Source organism: Pseudomonas sp. LBUM1676 (assembly GCF_059695605.1).
In genome coordinates this window covers 4,377,375-4,397,316 of record NZ_CP166777.1, presented here as the reverse complement: position 1 = coordinate 4,397,316, position 19,942 = coordinate 4,377,375, and the positions used below count along the sequence as shown (strand labels likewise).

Sequence of the window (19,942 nt, the reverse complement as noted above, 5' to 3'; positions counted from 1 at the left end):
ATGCAGGGACTTAAGAAATCGTCCACCCGTGCGTCCGTTGTCATCATTGGTGGCGGCGTGACCGGATTGAGCGCCGCCTGGTGGCTGGCACGCGATGGCATCGATGTGCTTGTTCTCGAAGCAGGCTTGATTGGCTGGGGCGCCTCGGGCCGTAACGGAGGCGGATGCTCGCATCACCACAGTCCGCTCTTTCTCGAAGAACAGCGGCTCTGGCCGATGATGGACGAACTGCTCGGTTATCCGACCGAGTATCGCCCGGATCGCATCAGTATCGATCTCGATGAACACCAGGTTTCGCTCGATAAAAAAGTCGTGAATGAAGCCGCTTACTACGGATTGCGCGTCGACGAGCTGGACCCTCAGCAGGTACGGGAACTCGTGCCCTTTGCCGGCGATAACGTGCTGGCTGGCTACTACTACCATTTCGGCGGCCACGCCAACCCGCACCGCACCCTGCAGGCCTATGCGTGGGCACTGCAGAACCTCGGCGGGCGCGTTCTCGAGAACACCCCCGTCGTCGAAATCGTCCAGGACGGCGACCGGGTGACTGGCGTGCGCACCGCACAAGACCTGATCACCTGCGACCACCTGGTGATTGCCGCAGGCCCGCATACCGGTGAATTGGCGGCTAAAATCGGCGTAGATATTCCGCTGGTCACCGCGCGCGCCGAAATGATCGTGACCGAACCGCTGCCGTTGATCGAGGTCGGCGGTGTGGATGGCAATGGTTTGTACGGGCGGCAAACCCTGCGCGGCAACCTGGCGTATGGTGGCGGTCCGCACGAATGGGTCGACCTCGCCGATCTGCGCGACACTCGTGCGCAGTCGACACCCCTGCAATGCAATATCGCCAAACGGCTCGCCGAGCTGTTCCCCAAGATCGCTCACAAACGCGTGATTCGCAGTTGGGCAGGGTTCATCGAAAACACGCCGGACGGTCGCCCCGTCATCGATCGTCCCGCCGGGCTGGATAACGTCACCGTCGCGACCATGTCCGGTGTCGGTTTCGGACTTTCGCCGGCGAGTGGTCATGCCATTCGCGATCTCGTCGTCGACGGGACATGCAGTTTCGCCGACCTGTCCAGTTGCTCGCTCTCACGTTTTGCGTCCCTCGAGTCTGACTGGCAAGCCATCCAGGGATGGTTGCCGTTACCAGCATCCGGGGCGTAGAAAGGTTTATTTAATCCGCACGCAATCGGACCGAACTGGTTCCACCTTTCCTCCCTAATAAAAAGGATCGACCATGAAACGAATGCTCCGCAATCTCACTTTTCTGGCCTCTCTCGGTCTGACGTTGTGTTCCTTTACGGCCCCCGCCAGTGCAGCGCAGGAGAAGCTGCGTTTTGGTGTTGCCGCGGAGCCTTATCCGCCGTTTCTGGTCAAGACACCCAGCGGGCAATTCACCGGCTTCGAGCCCGACCTCATCCGTGCGCTCTGCGAGCAGATGAAAGCCGAGTGCGAAATCAAGGAGGTGGCATGGGACGGCATTATTCCGGCGCTGATCGCCAACAAGTTCGACGTGCTCTTCAACTCGATGGGGATCAGCCCGGAACGTCAGAAGGTCATTGCCTTCTCGCGCCCTTATTATGAGACGTCGGGAATCTTCGTCGCCGCGAAAGACGTCAATCCGACGCTCACACCTGAAGGTCTGAAAGGTAAAGCAATCGGCGTGCAGGGCTCGACGACTAACGCCGAGTTCATCCGGACCGCTTACGGCAAAACCTCGGAAATCCGCATTTACAATACGCAGGATGACTGCAATGCCGATTTGGTGGCTGGCCGTATCGACGTCATGTTCCTCGACAAACTCGGCGACATAGCATTTCTGGAGTCCAAGGACGGGGCGGCGTTCGAAGAAAAAGGGACGGGCAGCGTCAAGATGGACCCGTTGCAATATGGTCTTGGAGTAGGGGCGGGTATGCGCAAGAGTGACACCGCACTCAAGGCGCGAATCGACCAGGCGCTCACGCAATTGCATGAATCGGGCAAGTACACGCAAATATCGCAAAAGTACTTCCCGATCGATCTGTGGCCACAATGAAGTCTGAATAAAGAAGTTAGAAGGTCGGCGGGGTAATTACCCAGATCACCACCGCATCCACATCGCCGGGGTTGCCGTAGCGGTGCTGTTTCTGGCTGGAGAAACTGAAGCTATCGCCTTCGTTGAGTTGAAAATAGCGCTCGTCCACCCACAACTCGAAACTGCCCGACAACAGATAACCGGCTTCTTCGCCTTCGTGGCTGTAGCTTTGCTGGCTGTACGTGCCCGGCGGGAAGCGCGAGTGGAGCATTTCCAGGTGACGGTTGGGCGGCGGGGTCAGCAACTGGTCGACGATACCGTCCTCGTAATGCACGCTCAGGCGACTGTTCTTGCGCACCACCACACCGTCGTCTTCGGGATTGGTGTTGGCTTCGCTGGCGAAGAACCACTGGATGGTCACCCCGAGGCTGCGGGCGATATTGAACAGCGCCGGGATCGACGGATAGGCGAGGTTGCGTTCCAGTTGGCTGATGTAGCCGGCGGTCAGCTCGCTCAAGTTAGCCAGTTCCGTCAGGGTCATGCCCCGACGTTTGCGCAGGCTGCGAATGCGTGAGCCGAGAAAGTGTTGTTCGGCGGTGCCGGTTGCGGGCTGCGTCGTGCTGTTGTTGCTCATGGTGATTTCCGAACCGGGAAGGGGCTTGAGCTAATTTGCACAATCCCTGTGGGAGCGAGCCTGCTCGCTCCCACAGGTTTGGTGTTAACCGTCAAAGTCCCGGAGTATAAACAGCCTTAAAGCTCCCACGCGACTTTCAATCCTTCGTATATCGCTTCTTCAGCGGTGCGCGGTGCCAGGCAATCGCCGATGCGCCGAAACTCCACCAGTCCTTGCAACTCGGCGCCCAACGTGTCCACCGGTTGATGCCCTTGGCACAACACCAGCGTATCAATGTTTTCCAGCAGCATCGGCTCGCCACTGGCGCAGTGTTGCAGGTAGACGGTGTTGTCGTCGCAGCCGTACAAGCGCGCATAAGGGGTGATGGGAATACCGAGTTTGTGCAATTCGCCGGCCAGTTGATCGCGCACGTACAGCGGCAGGTTTTCCCCGCAATGGGTGCCGTTGACCGCCAGTTGCACCTGATGCCCGGCGCGGGTCAGGCGCTCGGCTATGCCGGGGCCGATCCAGTCGCAACGCCAGTCCACTACCACCACGGAGCGGCCGATTTGCACCTCGTCGCGCAGCACTTGCCAGGCATCCACCACCTGCAGTTCGCCGCCGCGTTCGAAGTGCGGCCAGTACGGCTCAGCACCGGTGGCGACAATCACCAGGTCCGGTTTTTCCTGTTCCACCAAAGCGCGGTCGACCCGGGTGTTGCGCACCACGCGCACCCCGGCCAACTCCATTTCCCGTTGCAGGTTGGTGCTGGCACCGCCGAACTCGCTGCGCCGTGGCAGCAATTGCGCGAGCAATACCTGACCGCCGAGTTGCGAACTGGCTTCGTACAGCGTTACGTCATGGCCGCGTTGCGCCGCCACAGCAGCCGCTTTCATCCCGGCGGGACCACCGCCGGCAATCATGATGCGTTTGCGGTTTGTCGCCGGTTGCCGCTGGCCAAAGATCAGCTCACGACCGGTTTCCGGGTGCTGGATGCAGGAAATCGGCAAGCCCTTGTGGAAGTGCCCGATGCACGCCTGATTGCACGCAATGCACGCGCGCACATCTTCGACGTGGCCGGTATCGGTCTTGTTGGGCATTTGCGGATCGCAGATCAGCGCCCGGGTCATGCCACACACGTCGGCTTGCCCACGGGCGATGATCAGCTCGGCTTCCTGGGGCTGGTTGATGCGGCCGGTGACGAACAATGGAATGTTCAGGCTGGCCTTGAACGTCCCGGCCTCCTTGGCCAGGTAAGCCGCTTCAATCGCCATCGGCGGCACGATGTGCACCGCGCCACCCAGCGACGCCGAGGTGCCGGCGACGATGTGCACGTAATCCAGTTGCGCTTGCAGCGACTGCACGGCGGCGAGTGATTCGTCTTCGGTCAGGCCTTCAGGGTCACGTTCGTCTGCCGAGATGCGCAGGCCGATGATGAACTGCTCATCGGTCGCGGCACGGATGGCGGCGATGATTTCACGCAAAAAGCGCAGGCGCTGTTCCAGTTCACCGTTGTAGCCATCGGTACGGCGATTAACCCGCGGGTTGATGAATTGCGCCGGCAGATAGCCGTGGCTGGCAACTACCTCGACGCCATCGATCCCGGCCTGATGCAGGCGCCGGGCGGCAGCGGCATAGCCGGCGACAATCTCATCGATCATCGTCTGATCCAGCGCTCGTGGCATCACCCTGAAACGCTCATTGGGCACCGCCGAGGCGGAGTAGGCCACGGCCAGCAGACCATCGCTGGACTCCATGATTTCCCGCCCCGGATGGAACACTTGCGACAGCACCAGGGTGCCGTGGGCATGGCAGGTTTGCGCCAGTTTGCGATAGCCGTCGATGCAGGCGTCGTCGGTGGCCATCAGTACATGAGAGGTGTACCGCGCGCTGTCATGCACGCCTGCCACTTGCAACACGATCAGCCCGGCACCGCCTTCGGCACGCGCACGGTGATAGGCGATCAACTGCTCGTTGACCAGATTATCAGTGGGCATCGAGGTGTCGTGACCGCTGGACATAATGCGGTTTTTCAGGCGCTTGCCTCGTATCTGCAAGGGTTCGAACAGGTGGGCAAAGGCAGGTGTCGGGTTCGACATGGTGCAGGTACTCCAGTCAGTCTGACGCCGAAAGCTCGGGTCGTTGTTATTATTGCCCTATAGAAATTTACCTTCAGTAAAAAATCAACTGGTTTTTTTACTATGGCGTGCACTAGTTAGGTTTTTACCATGGCGAACATCTGGAGAAACGCTGACTGGAGACTGATCACACACTTGCTGTACAGTCGTTCAGCTCGCAAGTACAACGCGGGCCCCATGATTGAATCCAGGAGCGTGTCGTCATGAATCAGGAAGCCCGTTTTTCTCGCATGGAACCGGAGTTGCGCAAGGCCAATCTGATCGAGGCGACGTTGGTGTGTCTCAAGCGCCATGGCTTCCAGGGCGCTTCAATCCGCAAGATTTCCGCTGAGGCAGGTGTGTCGGTCGGCTTGATCAGCCATCACTATTCCGGCAAGGACGAACTGGTGGCCGAGGCCTACAGGGCGATCACCGGGCGCGTCATGACCCTGCTGCGCGAGTCCATGGAACAGGCGGCGCCCAATGCCCGCGAACGGTTGTCGGCGTTCTTCCGAGGTTCGTTTTCCGCCGAATTGCTCGACCCGCAGCTGATCGATGCCTGGCTGGCATTCTGGGGCGCAGTGAAAACTGCCGAGGTGATCAACCAGGCTCACGATCAGTCCTATGGCGAGTACCGCGGTATCTTGCGCAAAGTGCTGATGGAACTGGCGCTGGAAGAGGGATGGGAGAATTTCGACGCCGATCTCGCCGCGATCGGCCTCAGTGCCTTGCTCGATGGTTTGTGGCTGGAGTCCGGACTCAACGCCGGCACCTTTACCCCGGAGCAGGGTGTCCAGATCTGCGAGGCCTGGGTCGACGGTTTGCAGGCCGGCGGACGGCAGCGTTTTTGTGTGCAGACGAGCAGTTGTTGATCACTTGTTCAACAGTGGATACTCTGGCGCAGATGCAACAAAACATTCTAATAAGAAACACGCCTTCGGGCCTGTGCAGGACACCAAGCAATGACTCCTCGGGTACTGATCGTCGATGACGATCCGCTGATTCGCGAACTCTTGCAGGCCTATCTTTCCCAGGAAGGCTACGAGGTACATTGTGCCGCCACGGCAGAACTGGCCGAAACCTTCCTCGCCAGTCAGACCGTGGACCTGGTCATGCTCGATATCCGTTTGCCCGGCAAGGATGGCTTGACCCTGACCCGGGAGCTGCGGGTGCGTTCGGAGGTGGGGATCATCCTGATCACCGGGCGCAATGACGAAATCGACCGCATCGTCGGCCTCGAATGCGGCGCCGATGACTACGTGATCAAACCCCTCAATCCACGGGAACTGGTGTCCCGGGCGAAAAACCTGATTCGCCGGGTTCGGCATGCGCAATCACCGCAGCCCGTGGCGGCTGTGTCCAAACCGGTCAAACAGTTCGCCGATTGGGCGCTGGATACCGATCGCCGGCGCCTGATCGATCCGACCGGCAGTGAAACCCTGCTGACCCACGGCGAATACCAGTTGCTCAGCGTGTTCCTGCGCAACAGTGGCCACACCCTGAGCCGCGACCAGTTGATGGACCAGATCCGCAACCGCGAATGGGTGCCCAACGACCGCTCCATCGATGTGCTGGTTGGCCGCTTGCGCCGCAAGTTGCACGACGATCCCGCCGAACCGCAGCTGATCATCACCATCCACGGCGCCGGTTACCTGTTCACTGCCAGCCTGGCCGCGTGACGGTTGTGAGGCGACTGCTTTGGCTGATGCTGGCGCTGGTGGCCGACAGTACCCTGGCGGCCGAAAAGGTCCGTTATTGCGATTACCCGGTATACCCGCCGATTTCCTGGAGCGACGGCAAACAGGTTCGGGGCCTGGCGCCAAGCGTGGTGAAAAAGCTGTTCAGTCAATTGGGCTACGAGGTCGAGATCGTGGTGCTGGGCAACTGGAAGCGCTGCCTGCTGGATGCCGCTGAAGGCAGGGTCGACGTGGTGCTGGCCTACAGCAACGCGCAACGAGAACAGAGCATGCTGTTTTCCACAGTGCCGGTGCTGCGCGAAGAAGTGGCCTTGTTCATCAATCGTCAGCACCCGGTGAAATTCGAACGACTGCAAGATCTGGCTAAATACCGTGGCGGCTTGCTGTTCGGTGAAAGCTACGGCGTGGAGTTCGATAGCATGGTCGCGCAAAACAACAACATCGAATGGGTCTCCGACAATCGCCAGAACTTCGGCAAGCTGATTCGCGGGCGCATCGATTTCATTACTCAAGAGCGTCGCACCGGTCAGTTGTACGTCGCCAACCTGCCCGGCGCGCAAGACATCGTTGCCTTGCCCGATGTATTGAGCGTGGACTACCTGCGGGTGGCCGTTTCGCGTCTTTCGCCGCTGGCAACGCATATGCCGCAAATCAATGCGCAACTGCAGCGCATGGTCGATGCCGGTGATATCGATCGTCTGCTCAATGAAAGCGAAGTCACCTACCGCGACATGATTAACCTGCCGGCCAACTCACAATGATCCGCGCCCGCCCCGGTGGACTATTGCGGCGTCTGCTGCTGTTCATTCTGTTGTTCAGCCTGTGCTTCACCGTGCTGGCTAGCAGCGTGCAGCTGTACATCGAATACCGTCGGGAAATGCGCGAGATCGACACGCGCATGGAGTTGATCCGCACCGGTTATCTGGCGAGCCTGGAGCGCAGTCTGTGGGATCTGAACCAGGAGCAGTTGAACGTGCAATTGCGCGGCCTGGTGGGCTTTTCCGACGTGGCGCGGGTGCACCTGACCAGTCCGGACTACGACTTGCTACAAAGCAACCCCAACCCGGTGGGGCCGTTGCGCATCGAGCGTTTTGCCCTGGACTATCAACCGCCATCCGGCCCGTTGCGCCAGCTCGGCGAACTGCAAGTCAGCACTGATCTTGGCGCGGTGTATGAGCGCCTGTACGCCACCGGGTTGACCAGTTTGTTGTGGATGGGCGTATTTCTCTGCGGTTTGGCGGTGGCGCTGTCCGGCTTGTTCTATCGATTGGTCACCCGCCACCTGCGCGTCATGGCCGAATTTGCCCGGCGCATCGCCGCCGGTAAATGGCACGAGCCGTTACGCCTGGACAAGCGGCGCAACGCTCAAGAAGATGAAATCGACACCGTGGCCAACGCCCTGGATGACATGCGCCGGGCGATCCTCATTGATATCGACCGCCGGGAAACCGACCGCCTGGCCTTGCAGGACAATCGCGATGAATTGCTGCGCAGGGTCGAGCGGCGCACCGCCAGTTTGATGCGCGCCAAGGACGAAGCCGAAGCGGCCAACCAGGCCAAGTCGCGGTTTCTGGCGACCATGAGTCACGAGCTGCGCACGCCGCTCAACGGCATTCTCGGCATGGCCGAGTTGTTGCGCGGCGCCAGCTTGAACCAGCAGGACAGCAAGCGCCTGGATGCCTTGCACAAGGCCGGTGAGGGCTTGCTGGCCATCCTTAATGAAGTGCTGTATTTCGCCAAGCTGGAGGAGGGCGCGAGCCTGCCAGAGCCGGTGGATTTCTCGATTCGCCAATTGCTCGACGAAGTGCTGACCCTGGTGGAACCCAAGGCGCTGAACAACGACACGATTCTCACTTGTCGGGTCGATCAGCGGGTGGCCGAACAACACCACGGCGCGGAACAATTTTTGCGGCAGGTCTTGAGCAACCTGTTGGCCAATGCGATCAAGTTCACCGAAGGCGGCGAGGTCAGCGTTGAAGTGGGGTTGCTCGCTCAGGTTGAAGGGCAGAGCGGGCAGCACTTGCGGGTGAGTGTCACCGATGACGGCATCGGCATTGCCCCGGCGATGCAGGCGAAGATTTTCGAGCGCTTCACCCAGGCCAGCGAGGAAGTGGCGCAGCGCTTTGGCGGCACCGGGTTGGGGTTGGCGATCTGTAAACATCTGGTGGAGCACATGGGCGGTTGTATCGGTGTCAGCAGCGAAGTCGGGCACGGCAGTTGTTTCTGGTTCGAACTTCCCCTGCAGCCGGCCAACGATGTCATCAACGTAGCGCCGCTTCCCGAGGTGGGCCCGGCACTGGACATTCTGGTGGTCGAGGATGTGGCGCTTAATCGTGAAGTGGCCGAGGGACTGCTGCTACGGGATGGGCATCAGGTGTGGCTGGCCATCGATGCTCAACAGGCGTTGTTGCAGTGTACGACGCGGACTTTCGATCTGATTCTGTTGGATGTGCATTTGCCGGGGATGAGCGGCGTCGAGCTGTGCTCACAAATCCGTAGCACCGACGGGCCTAATTGCCAGACCCGCATTTTCGCCCTGACCGCCAGCGTACAACCGGCGTTGGTACGCGGTTACCTGGACGCCGGCATGGACGGCATTCTGGCCAAACCGCTGAAGCTGGACAGCCTGCGCCAGGTGCTGGCGGGGCAGACGATCGTCAAAAAACCCTTGGTGGCTGGCGGGACGATGGACTGGGCGTTGCTGCAAACCCATCGCACCTTGCTCGGTGAGCAAAAGGTGCAGGGCCTGCTGGCGTTGCTGCACGACTCGATCCTTCAGCACCGAGAAGCGCTGGACGAGGCTATTGAAGCCGACGATTGCACCGAGGTCGCGCAACTGGCGCACCGCCTGGCCGGCAGCTGCGATTCATTGGGTTTTCGTGGATTGGCCGAGGTATTGCGAAGGCTGGAAACAGCGGCGCTGGGCAACGACGAACCGGCGATCCGTGAGCTGGCGCCGACCGTTCAAGCGCAGATACAACGGGCGCAGCAAACCCTGGAAGATCTGTTGCAGCACAGATGAACAAGCCGCTCTTACAATATCGTTACGATTTGCTACAACTTAGATCGCTGCGTACAACGCGACCTTACATGGCGTTCCAATAATCGACGCAGCCGCTGCAGCGCGGCCTTCGAAGCTTATTGGAGATAATAATAATGAATTGCCGTAAAGCTGGTCCTTCCCCGCGCCATGATCTCCTGTCATGCGCCGCACACCTCACTGACTGCTGAGGTGCCGACATGAACGAAAGCACAGATCGCAAAGGCATCCAATTGACCCGGGCCCTAAAAAGCCGGCACATTTTCATGCTGTCTCTGGGCGGCGTGATCGGCACCGGGCTGTTCATGGGCTCCGGGGTGATCATTAACCAGGGCGGTCCGGTGGGGGCGATTCTGGCGTACCTCGTCGCCGGTTTCCTGATGTACCTGGTGATGGTCTGCCTGGGCGAACTGTCGGTGCACATGCCGGTATCCGGTTCGTTCCAGACCCACGCCACCCAATACATCGGCCCGGCCACCGGGTTCATGATCGGCTGGGTGTACTGGATGAGCTGGGCCACAACGGTCGGCCTGGAATTCACCGCAGCCGGGATGCTGATGACCCGCTGGTTTCCGCAGGTGCCGATCTGGTATTGGTCGGCGCTGTTCGTGGTGGTCCTGTTCGGCCTCAACGCCCTGGCGACCCGCGCCTTCGGTGAGGCGGAATACTGGTTTTCCGGGATCAAGGTCGCGGCGATTCTCGGGTTCATCGTGGTCGGCGTGCTGGTGATCTTTGGCGCGATCCCGCTGAGCAGTGGCGCACCCGCGCCGATGATGAGCAACCTGATCGGCGACTCGTTGTTCCCTCACGGCCTGTCGGCGGTGTTCGCGGTGATGATGACCGTGGTCTACGCCTTCCAGGGCTGCGAGATCATGGGCGTGGCCGCTGGTGAAACCGACCAGCCGGAAAAAAGCATCCCGCGCGCCGTGCGCAACGTGGTGTTCCGGGTGCTGATTTTCTATGTGCTGGCGATTATCGTGCTGTCGGCCATCGTGCCGTGGCAGCAGGCGGGGTTGATGGAAAGTCCATTCGTGCAGGTGTTCGACATGGTCGGCATCCCGTACGCCGCTGACGTGATGAACTTTGTGATCCTCACGGCGATTTTGTCGGTGGGCAACTCCGGCCTTTACGCGTCGACCCGCATCCTCTGGGCCATGTCGAAAACCGGCATGGCGCCCAAAGGCCTGTCGGTGCTGAGCAAACGCGGCGTGCCGTTGCGCGCCCTGAGCATCACCTTGTGTTTTGCCCTGGTGTCGCTGATGACCAGTTTCGTAGCGGCGGACACGCTGTTCATGGTGCTGATGGCGGTGAGTGGCATGTCTGGCACCGTGACCTGGATTGTCATCGCCCTGGCGCAATACAAGTTCCGCAAAGCCTACCTGCGCGATGGCGGCAAACTCAGCGACCTGAAGTACCGCGCCCCGTGGTTCCCGGTGCTGCCATTGATGTGCATCACGCTGTGCTGCTCGTTGTTCGTGTTCCTGGCACTGGACGAAACCCAGCGCCCGTCGCTGTATTGGGGCTTTGGTTTTATTGCGCTGTGTTATGGCGCGTATTTCGTGTTCCACCGCAAGCGCGAGGCGGTGTTGGCGCCGAGTTTGCCGTAAGCCCAAGGCAAAAAACCAAACCCTGTGGGAGCGAGCTTGCTCGCGATGGCGGTGGATCAGTCAGCAGAGATGTTGAATGTGATACCGCTATCGCGAGCAAGCTCGCTCCCACAGTTGTTTTGCGGTGGACCAATGATCAGTGGCGTTCGCAAATGTTGTAGGAGAACACAGCGGTGTAGACAGTTGTTCGAAGTTGTAACAGCCGCACCCACCCCAACTCGCTCTTCAACAAACAAATCAATAAAAACAATACGTTATAGGTTCTTTACACCTGTTACAGCGCATTTCATTTCCGATTGCCGCCTTACTGAACACTCGTTTAGTATGGCCTCAAGTCGCATCACCTCACGCCAAACACAATAATTCGAGGACTCGCATGACTACTCACGATTCGCTGCTCAGTCAGGTGGAAGCAGGCGTCGCCCGGATCACCCTTAATCGCACCGCTCAGCGCAACGCGCTGGACATCCCGACGCTGAAAAGCCTGCACGCCTTGCTCGACACGTACAACGCCGACCCTGCGGTGCGCGTTGTGGTGCTGACCGGCAGCGGACGCAGTTTCTGTTCCGGTGCCGATCTGGACGAATGGGCCGCCGCCGAAGCCCGTGGCGCGCTGGAAAGCTACGGCTGGACCGAAACCGCCCACGCCCTGATGACCCGTCTGTACAGCCTGGAAAAGCCTACCGTGGCCGCAATCAACGGCACCGCCGTCGGCGGGGGCATGGACCTGACCCTGTGCTGCGACTTGCGTATCGCCGCACAGTCGGCACGGTTCAAGGCCGGCTACACCAGCATGGCCTACTCGCCGGACGCCGGCGCCAGTTGGCACCTGCCACGGCTGATCGGCGCCGAGCAGGCCAAGCGTCTGTTGTTCCTCGACGAATTGTGGGGCGCCGACCGTGCCCTGGCCGCCGGCCTGGTCAGCGAAGTCTGCCCTGACGATCAACTGCAAACCGTCACCAGCGAACTCGCCACACGCTTGGCCGCAGGGCCGACCTTTGCCTTTGCCCAGACCAAAAAACTCATGCGCGAAGGCGCCGACCGTAGCTTGCCCGAGCAACTGCAAGCGGAACTGGCCGCCGGCCTGTTGTGCGGTCGCAGCGAAGACGGCAACGAAGCCCTGCGCGCGGCCCTGGAAAAACGCCCGGCACGCTTTATCGGCCGTTGAGCCTCGGCACACCTCTATCAGCACACGAACAACAGGTAGCACCATGAATTTCCAACTTACCCAAGAACAAGAAATGTTGGTGGACGCAGTACGCAGTTTCGTCGCCAAGGAACTGCTGCCCTATGAAGATGAAGTCGATCGCGCCGACGAAGTCTCACCGGAGCTGGCGGCGCAGATTCGCGGCAAGGCGATCGCCGCCGGTTTCTACGCCTTCAACATGCCGGAAGAAGTCGGCGGTGGTGGTCTGGATTACCTGTCCCAGGCGCTGATCGAGCGTGAGCTTTCCAAGGTGTCCTGGGCGCTGCATGTCTTCGTTGCGCGGCCATCGAAAATTCTCATGGCCTGCACCGGCGATCAGATCGACGACTACCTGTTGCCGTGCATCCAGGGCGAGAAGATCGACTGCTTCGCATTGACCGAACCGGGCGCCGGTTCCGATGCCAATGCAATCCAGACCCGTGCCGTGCGTGACGGTGACGACTTTGTTCTCAACGGCAGCAAACACTTCATCAGCCACGCCGGCCACGCCGACTTCGCTATTGTCTTCGCTGTCACCGACACCTACGAACACAACGGCCGCAAGCGCAACGCCGTGACCTCGTTCCTGGTCGACCGCGACACTCCGGGCATGACCATTCGCCGTGGCCCCAAGTGCGTGAGCAACCGTGGTTATCACACCTTCGAAATGTTCTTCGACGACTGCCGTGTCCCGGCCTCCAAAGTGTTGGGCGAAGTCGGCAAAGGCTGGGAAGTGGCCAACGCCTGGCTGACTGCCGGCCGGGTAATGGTCGCCGCCAACTGCGTCGGTCAGGCGCAACGAGCGCTGGACGTGTCGCTGCAATGGGCGGCGGATCGCAAGCAATTCGGCCAGCCGATCGGCACCTATCAAGGGGTGTCGTTCAAACTGGCGGATATGGCCACGCAGATCCGCGCAGCGGAACTGCTGACCCTGCATACCGCCTGGAAAATGGACCAGGACACCATGACCGATGGCGACGCCGGCATGGCCAAGCTGTTTGCCAGCGAAGTGCTGGGGCGCGCGGCCGATGAGGCGGTGCAGATTTTTGGCGGCATGGGCCTGATGGACGAAGGTCCGGTGGAACGTATCTGGCGTAATGCGCGGATCGAACGGATCTGGGAAGGCACCTCGGAAATCCAGCGCCACATCATTTCCCGCGAGCTGCTGCGGCCACTGCTGCGCTGATCGCCCCGGAGAACTCCCATGTCGCCAACGATTCGTGACAACCTCAAACGCATGCTCGCCCCGCGCCACGTGGCGTTTGTCGGTGGCCGCAGCATGGCCCGCGCGCTCAAGAGCTGTGCCGACGGCGGTTACCCAGGGCAAATGTGGCTGGTCAATCCGCAGCACGACAGCCTTGAAGGCGTACCCTGCTTGCGCAGCATTGCCGACTTGCCGTGCGGCCCGGACGCGGTGTTTATCGCGACCAACCGTGAACTGACCCTGACCTGCGTCGCCGAACTCGCCGCCGTCGGTACGGGTGGCGCGATCTGCTACGCCTCGGGTTTTGCCGAGACCGGCGCCGAAGGCCAGGCCCTGCAACAACAACTGCTCGAAGCCGCTGGCGACATGGCGTTGCTCGGCCCCAACTGCTACGGCCTGCTCGACTACCTGCACAGCTCCGCGTTGTGGCCGGTGGCCCACGGCGGCAAAGCGGTGGAGAAGGGCGTGGCCGTCCTGACCCAGAGCGGCAACTTCGCCTACAACCTGTCCATGAGTGACCGCTCGCTGCCGGTGGCCTACATGGCCTCGGTCGGCAATCAGGCGCAACTGGGCGTGGCCGAATTGATGGACGTGTTGCTCGATGAGCCACGGGTCACCGCCATCGGCCTGCATATGGAAGGCTTGAAAAACGTACCGGGTTTCGCCCGCGCCGCGCACAAGGCACTGGAGAAGGGCATTCCGATCATTGCTCTGAAAACCGGCGTGTCGCAGATCGGCGCCGAACTGGCCCTGAGTCACACCAGTTCGTTGTCCGGTTCCGATGCGCTGTACGACGCTTTGTTCGCAAGGCTCGGAGTGATTCGCGTCAGTGGTCCGGTGAGTTTTGTCGAAACCCTGAAAGCCGCGGCCTGCGGCAACCTGCCAGCGGGCAACAGCCTGATCGCGCTGGCCTGTTCCGGTGGCGACGCCGGGTTGATTGCCGACTACTCCGAACGCAATGAATTGAGCCTGCCAAAACTCGACGAAGAACAAGTCGGCGAGCTGGCCCAGGTACTGCCGAGCTACGCCAACCTGGTCAACCCGCTGGACTTCACCACGGCGATCTGGGGCGACGGCGAAGCCTTGAACCGCATGCTCGACAGCGCTCTGCGCACTGAAGCGGATGCGGCGATGCTGGTGCTCGATTACCCGGCGCAATTTACCGGCGAGCGCAAGGAATGTGACCTGCTGCTGGATCTGTACTGCGAGGCGCTGGTGCGTCACGGCAAGACCGGTTTTGTCACCTCGGCCTTCCCCGAGTTGCTGCCGGCTCATGCCCGCGAGCGTTTGCACGTGCAAGGTGTGGCGGCGTTGCAGGGTGTCGAAGACGGTTTGGCGGCCTGGGGCCGTATCGCCGGTTATCAGCGCAATCGTCAGGCGTTGCTGGCATTGGGCGAATCGGCTCTGGTGCCACTCTGTCCGCAGGCGCTGGAAGGTGAAGGGCAGTTGCTCAATGAATGGGATTCCAAGCAGGCCCTGCGCGAGTTTGGCCTGCCGACGCCCAACGGTGTACTGAGCACGCCAGACAAAGCACTGAAGGCCGCCGAAGCGTTGGGCTATCCATTGGTGCTCAAAGCGGTCAGCGCGCAGTTGCCGCACAAGACCGAAGCCGGTGCCGTGGCACTGAACCTCAAGGATGGTGCCGCGTTAAGCGCTGCCCTGGAAAAAATGCGCGCCAGCGTCGCCGCTTACGCGCCTGGCGTGCCTTTCGATCAGTTGCTGCTGGAACCGATGGCCAAGCCGCCGCTGGCGGAGCTGATTGTCGGCATCAAGCGCGAAAACGATTTCGGCCTGGCTTTGGTGATTGGCGCCGGCGGCATTCTGGTGGAGTTGCTCAAGGACAGTCGCAGCCTGTTGCTGCCGACCACCGACGGGGCGATTCGCCAGGCCTTGCTGAGCCTGCGTAGCGCCGCATTGCTGCAAGGTTTTCGGGGTCGCGAAGCGGCGGATCTGGACGCCTTGGTGGCGGCGATCGGTGCGGTAGCCGAATACGCCTGCGAGAACGCCGGACAATTGCTGGAACTTGATGTGAACCCATTGTTGGTCGGCGCCGATGGCACGACTGCGGTCGATGCGTTGATTCGCATCGCACATGCGTGAGGACCTGAACATGCAAAGCAAAACCTTGACAGGTGGCCAGGCGCTGGTGCGTCTGCTGGCCAACTACGGTGTCGACACTGTGTTCGGCATTCCCGGTGTACACACCCTGGAGCTGTATCGCGGCTTGCCCGGCAGCGGCATTCGCCACGTATTGACCCGCCATGAGCAGGGCGCCAGTTTCATGGCCGACGGCTATGCGCGAGTGAGCGGCAAACCCGGCGTGTGCTTCATCATTACCGGCCCCGGCGTGACCAACGCCGCCACCGGCATCGGCCAGGCCTACGCCGATTCGATTCCGATGCTGGTGATTTCCAGCGTCAACCACAGCGCCAGCCTCGGCAAGGGCTGGGGTTGCCTGCACGAAACCCAGGATCAGCGTGCGATGACCGCGCCAATCACCGCGTTCTCGGCGGTGGCGTTGACCACCGAAGACTTGCCGGAACTGATCGCCCGCGCTTATGCGGTGTTCGACAGTGAGCGTCCGCGCCCGGTGCACATTTCGGTGCCGCTGGATGTGCTGTCGGCACCGATTGCCCGCGACTGGAGCAACGACGTCGTGCGTCGTCCGGGTCGCGGCACGCCAGCTGCCACTGTGCTGGACGAAGCGGTAGCCAAGCTGCATGGCGCGAAACGGCCGATGATCATCGCGGGCGGCGGCGCATTGAATGCCGCATCGCAGTTGCAAGAACTCAGCACCCGCCTGGCCGCGCCGCTGTTCACCAGTGTCGCCGGTAAAGGCCTGCTGCCACCGGACGCACCGCTCAATGCCGGTTCGTCGCTGTGCGTGGAACCGGGCTGGAACCTGATCGCCGAGGCCGATGTGGTGCTGGCGGTCGGCACCGAAATGGCCGACACCGATTTCTGGCGCGAACGCCTGCCGCTCAATGCCCAATTGCTGCGGGTGGACATCGATCCGCGCAAGTTCAACGATTTCTATCCGAGCGCCGTGGCGTTGCACGGTGATTCGCAACAGACTCTGGCGGCGCTGCTGGAACGCCTGTCGCCTGACGAGCGTGATGCCAGCGCGGCGATTGCCTCGGTAGCGGCGCTGCGTGAGGCAGTGAAAAACGGTCACGGTCCGTTGCAGTCGATCCATCAGGCGATTCTGCAGCGCATTGCTGCCGAACTGCCGGCCAACGCTTTCATCAGCACCGACATGACCCAGCTGGCCTACACCGGCAACTACGCCTTCGATTCACTGGCGCCACGCAGTTGGTTGCACCCGACCGGTTACGGCACCTTGGGTTACGGCTTGCCCGCCGGCATCGGCGCCAAGTTTGGTGCGCCGCAACGTCCGGGGCTGGTGCTGGTGGGTGACGGCGGTTTCCTCTACACCGCGCAGGAACTGGCGACGGCGGTCGAGGAACTGGACAGCCCGCTGGTGGTGTTGCTGTGGAATAACGACGCCTTGGGGCAGATCCGCGACGACATGCTCGGCCTGGACATCGAACCGATCGGCGTGCTGCCGCGCAACCCGGACTTCGCCGCCCTCGGTCGCGCTTTCGGTTGCACCGTGAACCAACCGCAAAGCCTGGCCGAGTTGCAAACTGATCTGCGCCACGGTTTCAAACGAAACGGTGTGACCCTGATCGAACTCAAGCATGCCTGTGCGAACTGATTTTCACCTTTGTTGGGCGGGGCTTTTTTAAAGGGGCTTCTTTTGAGGGACTTCTTTTGAGGAAACAGGACCATGCGCTTTTCCGATCTGACTCAACGTATCGCCGGTGACGGCGCTGCCGCCTGGGATATTCATTACCGCGCACTGGCAATGCGCGAGCAGGGCAAAGACATCTTGCTGCTGTCGGTGGGCGACCCGGACTTCGATACGCCGCCGCCCATCGTGCAGGGTGCCATCGACAGTTTGTTGTCCGGCAATACTCACTACGCCGAGGTGCGTGGCAAGCGCGCCTTGCGTGAAGCCATCGCCAAACGCCACGGGCAACGCAGTGGGCAACGGGTGACGGCGGACGAGGTCACGGTGCTGGCCGGCGCGCAGTGCGCACTGTTCAGTGTGGCCCAGTGCGTGCTCAATCCGGGTGATGAAGTGATCGTCGCCGAACCGATGTACGTCACCTACGAAGCGGTGTTCGGTGCCTGCGGCGCCGTAGTGGTGCCCGTGCCGGTGCGTTCGGAAAACGGTTTTCGCGTGCTGCCCGAAGACGTCGCCAGCCGTATCACCCCGCGTACCCGCGCCCTGGTGCTGAACAGCCCGCACAACCCATCGGGGGCGAGCCTGCCGCGCAGCACCTGGCAGGCCCTGGCCGAATTGTGCATTGCCCACGACCTGTGGCTGATTTCCGATGAGGTTTACAGCGAGCTGCTGTTTGAAGGCGAACACGTCAGCCCGGCGAGTTTGCCGGGCATGGCCGAACGCACCGCGACGCTCAACAGCCTGTCGAAATCCCACGCCATGACCGGCTGGCGCGTCGGCTGGGTGGTGGCGCCATCCTCGTTGTCCGCGCATCTGGACAACCTGGCGCTGTGCATGCTCTACGGTTCGCCCGATTTCATCCAGGACGCCGCCGTGGTGGCGCTGGAAAGCCAGCTGCCGGAACTGGACGCCATGCGCGAAGCCTATCGCCAACGTCGCGATCTGGTCTGCGAAAGCCTGGGCGACTGCCCCGGCGTGCGCGCCTTGAAACCCGATGGCGGGATGTTCGTGATGGTCGATATCCGCGAAACCGGGCTCAGCGCCCAAGCGTTCGCTGATCGTTTGCTCGATCGCCATGGCGTCTCGGTCCTGGCCGGCGAAGCCTTCGGTCCGAGCGCGGCCGGTCACATCCGAATCGGGTTGGTGGTGGGGGCCGCGCCATTGCGTGATGCCTGCCAGCGCATCGCCCGTTGTGCTCACGAATTGATGGAGGTTCAGGTCCATGCTTAATCACCAATCACTGTTCATTGACGGACGCTGGCAAACCCCGTCCGGGCAAGGCGTCGCCGAGGTGATCAACCCGGCCACCGAGGAAGTCGCCGGCAGCGTGCCGCTGGGCGATGAACGCGATGTCGACCTCGCTGTGGCGGCGGCGCGCAAGGCCTTCGGACCCTGGTCACGCACGCCATCGAGCGTGCGCGCCGGGTACATCCGTGCACTATCCGAACAACTGCAAACTCGTGCCGACGAAATGGCGGCGGTGATCACCACCGAACTGGGCATGCCGGTGCAATGGAGCCGTTCGGTACAAGTGGACGGGCCGATCATCGGCCTGGAGCAGTACGTCGAACTCGCCGGTTTGATGGACGAAGTGCGCGAGGTCGGCAACTCGCTGGTGATCCGCGAAGCGGTAGGCGTCTGCGCGTTCATCAACCCGTGGAACTATCCGCTGCACCAACTGATCGGCAAGCTCGGCCCGGCACTGGCCGCCGGTTGCACGGTGGTGGTAAAGCCAAGTCAGGAAACCCCGCTGCATGCGTTTTTGCTGGCGCAGATGATCGAGGATATCGGCTTGCCCGCCGGTGTATTCAACCTGGTCAGCGGGCCGGGCGCGAAGGTCGGCGAAGCGCTGGCCAAACACCCGGACGTGGACATGGTGTCGTTCACCGGTTCCACCGGCGCGGGTGTGCGCGTTGCGCAAGCGGCGGCGCCTTCGGTGAAACGGGTATGCCTGGAACTCGGTGGCAAGTCGGCGCTGCTGATCGCCGAGGATGCGGATCTGGACGCCGCCGTGCGCTACGGCGTGCAGGACGTGATGATCAACTCAGGGCAAACCTGCACCGCGTTGACCCGCATGCTGCTGCCCGCCAGCCGTTATGCCGAAGCGGTTGAAATTGCGTTGGAGGAAACCCTGAGTCTGCGCATGGGCGATCCGCTCGATCCGCAGAGCTTCCTTGGCCCGATGTGTTCGGCGGGGCAACGGCGCACCGTGCTCGATTACATCAAGGTCGGTCAGGAGGAAGGCGCGCGTCTGTTGTGCGGGGGCGATTCGACGCAGGCGTTCGAGCGTGGCTATTACGTCAGCCCGACACTGTTCGCGGACGTCGACAACAGCATGCGCATCGCTCAGGAAGAGATCTTCGGCCCGGTGCTGTGCCTGATCCCCTATGCCGATGAGGCGCAGGCGATCCAGATCGCCAACGACTCGCCATTCGGCCTGTCCAGCGGCGTCTGGGCCGGCAGCACCGAGCGTGCCTTGCAACTGGGGCGACAATTGCGGGCGGGCCAGTGTTTTCTCAATGGTGCGGCGTTCAACTATCAGGCGCCGTTCGGGGGCTACAAACAATCCGGCAACGGACGTGAATGGGGGGAAGAAGGGCTAAACGAATTCGTCGAAATGAAGGCGATCCAGGTGTGACGGGTGGCGATTTGAACGATTTACGCACCGGGCCATGGCCCGGTGCCTTGCGTGGTTTTAAAGGGCTAT

At 61.4% G+C, this 19,942-nt stretch carries 15 protein-coding genes; 13 read left to right on the top strand and 2 right to left on the bottom strand.

Annotated features, from left to right (window positions below; all coding sequences use genetic code 11):
* On the top strand, window positions 1–1,170 hold the full coding sequence (locus ACA041_RS20375) for an NAD(P)/FAD-dependent oxidoreductase (protein WP_497436589.1): 1,170 nt from the start codon (window positions 1–3) through the stop codon (window positions 1,168–1,170).
* 73 nt (window positions 1,171–1,243) lie between these two features.
* Window positions 1,244–2,041, top strand: a complete 798-nt coding sequence (locus ACA041_RS20370; protein WP_497436586.1) for a transporter substrate-binding domain-containing protein — start codon at window positions 1,244–1,246, stop codon at window positions 2,039–2,041.
* Window positions 2,042–2,057: 16 nt separating this feature from the next.
* On the opposite strand, the gene ACA041_RS20365 is transcribed toward ACA041_RS20370, so the two are convergent.
* On the bottom strand, window positions 2,058–2,654 hold the full coding sequence (locus ACA041_RS20365) for a helix-turn-helix domain-containing protein (protein ID WP_497436582.1): 597 nt from the start codon (window positions 2,652–2,654) through the stop codon (window positions 2,058–2,060).
* 116 nt (window positions 2,655–2,770) lie between these two features.
* Window positions 2,771–4,732, bottom strand: coding sequence for an oxidoreductase (locus ACA041_RS20360; protein WP_497436576.1), 1,962 nt, complete (start codon window positions 4,730–4,732; stop codon window positions 2,771–2,773).
* A gap of 242 nt (window positions 4,733–4,974) precedes the next feature.
* On the opposite strand from ACA041_RS20360, the gene ACA041_RS20355 reads away from it, so the two are divergent.
* The 11 genes from ACA041_RS20355 (at window position 4,975) to ACA041_RS20305 (ending at window position 19,873) form a co-directional block, all read left to right on the top strand.
* Window positions 4,975–5,622 carry a TetR family transcriptional regulator C-terminal domain-containing protein gene (locus ACA041_RS20355; RefSeq protein ID WP_497436571.1) on the top strand — a complete coding sequence of 216 codons (648 nt, stop codon included), beginning with the start codon at window positions 4,975–4,977 and terminating at the stop codon, window positions 5,620–5,622.
* A 90-nt stretch (window positions 5,623–5,712) separates the two neighbouring features.
* Window positions 5,713–6,429: a response regulator gene (locus ACA041_RS20350; protein WP_497436567.1), complete on the top strand. Its 717-nt coding sequence runs from the start codon at window positions 5,713–5,715 to the stop codon at window positions 6,427–6,429.
* 26 nt (window positions 6,430–6,455) lie between these two features.
* Window positions 6,456–7,208, top strand: coding sequence for a substrate-binding periplasmic protein (locus ACA041_RS20345; RefSeq protein WP_497442132.1), 753 nt, complete (start codon window positions 6,456–6,458; stop codon window positions 7,206–7,208).
* Window positions 7,205–9,469: an ATP-binding protein gene (locus tag ACA041_RS20340; protein ID WP_497436564.1), complete on the top strand. Its 2,265-nt coding sequence runs from the start codon at window positions 7,205–7,207 to the stop codon at window positions 9,467–9,469. Before ACA041_RS20345 ends, ACA041_RS20340 begins: the two co-directional genes overlap by 4 nt.
* Before the next feature lie 218 nt (window positions 9,470–9,687).
* Window positions 9,688–11,094 carry an amino acid permease gene (locus ACA041_RS20335; protein ID WP_497436562.1) on the top strand — a complete coding sequence of 469 codons (1,407 nt, stop codon included), beginning with the start codon at window positions 9,688–9,690 and terminating at the stop codon, window positions 11,092–11,094.
* A gap of 376 nt (window positions 11,095–11,470) precedes the next feature.
* Entirely contained in the window at window positions 11,471–12,262 is a 792-nt protein-coding gene (locus ACA041_RS20330) for an enoyl-CoA hydratase/isomerase family protein (protein WP_497436558.1), read from the top strand.
* Between the two features lie 43 nt (window positions 12,263–12,305).
* Window positions 12,306–13,466 (top strand): acyl-CoA dehydrogenase family protein, encoded by a 1,161-nt coding sequence (locus ACA041_RS20325; RefSeq protein WP_461959844.1) that lies wholly within the window; start codon window positions 12,306–12,308, stop codon window positions 13,464–13,466.
* An 18-nt stretch (window positions 13,467–13,484) separates the two neighbouring features.
* A complete protein-coding gene (locus tag ACA041_RS20320) occupies window positions 13,485–15,584 on the top strand; it encodes an acetate--CoA ligase family protein (RefSeq protein ID WP_497436553.1) in 2,100 nt (699 codons plus the stop codon).
* A 10-nt stretch (window positions 15,585–15,594) separates the two neighbouring features.
* Window positions 15,595–17,202 carry a 5-guanidino-2-oxopentanoate decarboxylase gene (locus ACA041_RS20315; RefSeq protein ID WP_497436549.1) on the top strand — a complete coding sequence of 536 codons (1,608 nt, stop codon included), beginning with the start codon at window positions 15,595–15,597 and terminating at the stop codon, window positions 17,200–17,202.
* Window positions 17,203–17,274: 72 nt separating this feature from the next.
* Entirely contained in the window at window positions 17,275–18,465 is a 1,191-nt protein-coding gene (locus ACA041_RS20310) for a pyridoxal phosphate-dependent aminotransferase (protein ID WP_497436545.1), read from the top strand.
* Window positions 18,458–19,873 (top strand): aldehyde dehydrogenase family protein, encoded by a 1,416-nt coding sequence (locus ACA041_RS20305; protein ID WP_497436540.1) that lies wholly within the window; start codon window positions 18,458–18,460, stop codon window positions 19,871–19,873. Before ACA041_RS20310 ends, ACA041_RS20305 begins: the two co-directional genes overlap by 8 nt.
* Window positions 19,874–19,942 lie beyond the last annotated feature (69 nt).

Coding starts and splice junctions, on each gene's coding strand:
- ACA041_RS20305 (WP_497436540.1), top strand. CDS start 18,458: ATGCTTAATCACCAATCACTGTTCATTGACGGACGCTGGCAAACCCCG.
- ACA041_RS20365 (WP_497436582.1), bottom strand. CDS start 2,654: ATGAGCAACAACAGCACGACGCAGCCCGCAACCGGCACCGCCGAACAA.
- ACA041_RS20330 (WP_497436558.1), top strand. CDS start 11,471: ATGACTACTCACGATTCGCTGCTCAGTCAGGTGGAAGCAGGCGTCGCC.
- ACA041_RS20325 (WP_461959844.1), top strand. CDS start 12,306: ATGAATTTCCAACTTACCCAAGAACAAGAAATGTTGGTGGACGCAGTA.
- ACA041_RS20350 (WP_497436567.1), top strand. CDS start 5,713: ATGACTCCTCGGGTACTGATCGTCGATGACGATCCGCTGATTCGCGAA.
- ACA041_RS20360 (WP_497436576.1), bottom strand. CDS start 4,732: ATGTCGAACCCGACACCTGCCTTTGCCCACCTGTTCGAACCCTTGCAG.
- ACA041_RS20310 (WP_497436545.1), top strand. CDS start 17,275: ATGCGCTTTTCCGATCTGACTCAACGTATCGCCGGTGACGGCGCTGCC.
- ACA041_RS20320 (WP_497436553.1), top strand. CDS start 13,485: ATGTCGCCAACGATTCGTGACAACCTCAAACGCATGCTCGCCCCGCGC.
- ACA041_RS20375 (WP_497436589.1), top strand. CDS start 1: ATGCAGGGACTTAAGAAATCGTCCACCCGTGCGTCCGTTGTCATCATT.
- ACA041_RS20315 (WP_497436549.1), top strand. CDS start 15,595: ATGCAAAGCAAAACCTTGACAGGTGGCCAGGCGCTGGTGCGTCTGCTG.
- ACA041_RS20370 (WP_497436586.1), top strand. CDS start 1,244: ATGAAACGAATGCTCCGCAATCTCACTTTTCTGGCCTCTCTCGGTCTG.
- ACA041_RS20355 (WP_497436571.1), top strand. CDS start 4,975: ATGAATCAGGAAGCCCGTTTTTCTCGCATGGAACCGGAGTTGCGCAAG.
- ACA041_RS20340 (WP_497436564.1), top strand. CDS start 7,205: ATGATCCGCGCCCGCCCCGGTGGACTATTGCGGCGTCTGCTGCTGTTC.
- ACA041_RS20345 (WP_497442132.1), top strand. CDS start 6,456: ATGCTGGCGCTGGTGGCCGACAGTACCCTGGCGGCCGAAAAGGTCCGT.
- ACA041_RS20335 (WP_497436562.1), top strand. CDS start 9,688: ATGAACGAAAGCACAGATCGCAAAGGCATCCAATTGACCCGGGCCCTA.